Here is a 4,120-nt window from a genome sequence, read left to right on the forward strand (position 1 = left end):
TTCACCCCAGCCGAATGCGCCAACTACTTCAAGGCAGCTGGATACGACCCAGATTAAACAGGACGCGCTCTAGCACGCTCAACTTCTTCCCGGTCTCCGAGGGCACCAATAGCGTCTCAAGTAACACGTCCGACACCTCACGTCGCTCTGTCGGGTCCGCGACACAAGCTTCTTGATCCGATCTCTGGTTTGGCCTCAGGCTAAATCGCTGAAAGGGATCGCAAAATGCTGTTTCTGGCCCGACCAGCCCAATTGGCACGAGGTTTGCCACGTTGGTTGCGAGCCGGTGGAAATCAATCGAAGGAAAGGAACATATCAGGACTGCATCGGATCTCATTCGAGAACGGGTACAGCAGACCTGCAATGCCTCCGACTCATACCGACCAACTTGCGCCCCCGTCCCTGGGACCGAAACACTGCAGTCGCTGGTCGGGCGCAGGGATCCATCGCCGAAGAGGAAATCTGTAGATGAGAAAGTTTGTTGCCGCAAAGCTTCATTGCATCACTGTAACCGACGCAAATTTGAACTATCACGGTTCAATAACTCTGGACCCAGATCATTGTGACGAGGCGGGTATTCTTCCAATGGAATTCGTTGAGATCTGGAATAAGGCTTCAGGCGCGCGAATCAGTACGTACGTCATTTACGGCGAGCGGGGTTCTCGTTGCTGTGTGCTGAACGGAGCCGCTGCTCGCACCTGCCAGGTCGGGGATGAGATAATCGTTTGCTCCTCCGCATACATCGAGGAGCATCAGATGGTAGAGATCAAACCGCGAGTGCTGACGTTCCACCGGGACAATTCTGTCCGCGACCGCATGTTCTACGATGGTTGGATTAACGATGATGGAACGAAGGCGTTCGCGATTCGCGAGGGCTCTCCTGGCGGTAACGCCTAAAGATCCCGAGTCAGGCCAATCGGTGATACCTCACGGGGTTTGATTAAATAGGCGATGAAGGCCGCGGTCAGTAGCGTACTCGCCCGTCCAATCCCTGATAGGCCGCCGTCACCGGTGCCATCGTCCAACAAGGTACCCGCTCGACAAGCTGCCCATCGAGGCGCTCCAACCGGTTCTGCGCATTGGCAATGGCATCGAACTGATCCTGGAAGGCGATCTGCTGCGCCGGATGGTCGAACTTATGCGCCGTCAGCCAGCGGTTGTGAGCGGCAGCCTAGTGCTTGCGGGACTGTCGGAATTTTTGATCGCGAGGCCATCTTTGAAGGAAAGGAGAGAACCATCACATGGCTTTTTGGCAGTTTCCGTCTGAGGTTTTTGGCCGACGATTTTTAGACGATCTGAAGAAGGCGCATTCCTAGCGGATTCTGAATCCGGGGCGGAGGAGCATCTCGATGACGAACGGCTGGGGGAACGGCAATCACCGCAACGGCTTATCAAAGAAGTACTTAACGCGCCTCATCCCTCGGGACCGCGCCGGCACCTTCGATCTGGAGCCGACGTCAAATACCAGCGCAGAGTTGGACGACGCAATTGGGATCAGATCGTTTCCTTCCTTGCCTTCGCAAGGGGCGCGGAGGATCGTCTACAAATAAATTCACGGAATCTCTGTGATCGCAGACCGCTAACAATGATACGCTCACCATAAGTCTCCGGTCGGGCACGCTGAAAGAACTGATGCTGATTTACGCTCAGACCAGCACGCAGACGTAGGAAGGTTAACAGCTAATGGCAAGAAGACCCCAATTCTGCTTATCAAGCGCTATGACTGCGCTCTTCCGCGGCCCGAGTCCTTGACGGCATGCTTCCACCTCCCAACTCCGCTCATCACTCGCACTTGGGCACAGGCCCTGATATCATGCGGGTCGCGCGGGACAAGTCACCCGCCCGGATCTTTGACGGAAAGGCCGCAGTAGCTGAGTTACTCGACCGTCAGCCGAAGGTTCAATTAGCCGCTTTGAGTACATCACGTGGCCAGATGAATACAATATGAAAACTGGATTTGACGCAGGCCGCTGTTGCGGGTGATTGTCCAATTAGACGGAGGCGTGAATTGGTCGCGCATTTGAATGTTTTCCAATGTCCGGGTAGCGGAACAGACAAGCCAACAATGGTGATCTAATGATCAGTATAACTTCAGCAGTTCCGCTGACGGATCTCCCATTTCCAAAAACCGAGTATGAGCGCCGTCAGCAAAAAGTGTTCGAGGCAATGGAACGGGCCAACCTCGACGCTCTGGTAGTAACCGCTCACGGCCACCTGCAGTATCTCAGCGGCTATGATGGGCGTGGTGGATACTTCATGCCGTTCCCGTTAATCCTCGTACCGGGACAAAAGCCCATATTCGTGGTCCGAGAGTATGAATTGGGCGGCGTCCGGTCGGATAGCTGCGTGGAAGAAATAGTACCTTACAGGGAGCAGTCGGACTTTGTGCCAGTTTGCGCCGCTGCCATTCGGCGGTTCGGCTTGAAGGGGAGCAGAATTGGTTTTGAACTCGGCTGCTGGAACCTTGCACCGGCGGATGTTAGTGCGCTTCAGGCGCAACTTCCCGATTTCAAATTTGCTGATGCGACTCGTCTAGTAGCGACGGTGGCAGCTGTAAAGACGGAGATGGAACTCGAAGTCATGCGCTTCGCTATGCAACTGACTGACGTGGCGGTTCGAGTTTTCCAGGAGTCCCTGCGGGAGGGTATCACGGAAGCGGAAGTGGCTGAGAATATTGATGACGAAGTCGAGAAAGCCGGGGGCACGGTACGGGCAACCTCTGCAACGCTATTGTTTGGCGAGCGGACGAAGCTTTCGCATGGCAGTCCCAAGCGCCATCCGATCAGAAAGAACGACCCTGCTTTTATGGAACTTGGCGGTTTAAAGAATGGCTATGCCTGCGGATTGGTCCGTAGCGCCCTACTTGGACGACATGCCGAAACTGAACTGCTGCACGACCTCTCGATTGAAGCTCTGGAGGCTGCTATTTCCGCAATAAAGCCTGGTGCGACCGCCGGTGAAGTTGATGCCGCCGGAAGAGGGGTCCTAGAGCGATATGGGCATCCTGAGTTTCTAAACCACAGGGTTGGTTACCAAACCGGTATTAACTGGGTGGAGCGCGGTAACATCAGTCTCGAGCCCGGTGCCACAGACGTACTCGAGCCAAATATGACCTTGCACATGCCAATAATTCTATGCGGAGAAAACGGTTACCTAATTGGAACCAGTGAGCACGTCTTAGTGACCGAGCAGGGTGCGGAAGTGCTCAGTCGCATACCTCACACGCTCTATCGTGCATAGTTGAAGGGCGGGAGCTTTTTGGAGTTGTGCCGGGTACACAAAGCGGCGCATTCGTGACCGACAAGCTGGCGTCGTTCGGTATCATTCTCATGTCAAGCGAAGCGAGGATTTGACCCCATTGGCGAAGTGAAGAACTGACCCCTTCATTGGTTTGCTGTTTCGTTGGTTTCGAGTGCCGGTCCGACCTTCTGCAGAAGGCCGGACCGGCGCTTTTCGCGGAGCCGATAGCTGTCACCGCGGATGGTGATCACCGTTGAGTGATGAAGCAGGCGATCCAGGATCGCCGTGGCCACAACGGGGTCGCCAAAAACACTTCCCCATTCGCCCACAGAACGATTGGAAGTGATCAGAATCGATCCCTTCTCGTAGCGCCGCGACACCAGTTGGAAGAACAAGTGTGCGGCATTGGCCTCGAAGGGCAAACAGCCCAGCTCGTCGATGATCAATAATTTCGGCCGCGACAAGGTCGTCAACTGTTTGTCCAGAGAGCCATCGGCATGTGCCTTGGCCAGCATCGCCACCAGCGTCGCTGCCGTGACGAACTGCACATTGTAGTTCTGGCGGATCGCCTCGCGGCCGAGGCTCACGGCAAGATGAGTCTTGCCCGTTCCGGGCGGTCCGAGGAACAGGACTGTGTCGCCGTGTGCGATCCAGCGGCAGGTCGCGAGTTCCCTGATCTGGCCTGATCGAGTGAAGGCTGGGCATCGAAGTCGAAGCCGTCGAGTTCGCGCACGAACGGGAACTGGGCGAGCTTGCTCGACATGGAGATGCGCCGCTCGTCGCGACGGGCGATCTCGCGCCAGGCGGCAGCCATGCCGGCCAGACCGAGGGTTTGCATCTGGTCGAGGGTGGGGTTCGTCAGCATTCTTTCTTCCTTTCC

General features: G+C 55.8%; 3 protein-coding genes. 2 read left to right on the plus strand and 1 reads right to left on the minus strand.

Going from position 1 to position 4,120, the window contains the following annotated elements; genetic code table 11:
• The first annotated feature begins 468 nt into the window (after positions 1 to 468).
• Together panD and AC0L2A_RS35855 are read left to right on the plus strand one after the other, a co-directional pair.
• Positions 469 to 897 carry an aspartate 1-decarboxylase gene (gene panD / locus AC0L2A_RS35850; RefSeq protein WP_473612899.1) on the plus strand — a complete coding sequence of 143 codons (429 nt, stop codon included), beginning with the start codon at positions 469 to 471 and terminating at the stop codon, positions 895 to 897.
• Positions 898 to 2,076: 1,179 nt separating this feature from the next.
• The gene (locus AC0L2A_RS35855; protein ID WP_473612900.1) at positions 2,077 to 3,240 is read left to right on the plus strand and encodes a M24 family metallopeptidase; all 1,164 of its coding nucleotides are present in this window, start codon (positions 2,077 to 2,079) and stop codon (positions 3,238 to 3,240) included.
• A gap of 143 nt (positions 3,241 to 3,383) precedes the next feature.
• On the opposite strand, the gene istB is transcribed toward AC0L2A_RS35855, so the two are convergent.
• Entirely contained in the window at positions 3,384 to 4,043 is a 660-nt protein-coding gene (gene istB, locus AC0L2A_RS35860) for an IS21-like element helper ATPase IstB (RefSeq protein ID WP_473612902.1), read from the minus strand.
• Between the last annotated feature and the right edge of the window lie 77 nt (positions 4,044 to 4,120).

The organism is Mesorhizobium sp. WSM4844, from assembly GCF_055811775.1.

Coding starts and splice junctions, on each gene's coding strand:
- panD (WP_473612899.1), top strand. CDS start 469: ATGAGAAAGTTTGTTGCCGCAAAGCTTCATTGCATCACTGTAACCGAC.
- AC0L2A_RS35855 (WP_473612900.1), top strand. CDS start 2,077: ATGATCAGTATAACTTCAGCAGTTCCGCTGACGGATCTCCCATTTCCA.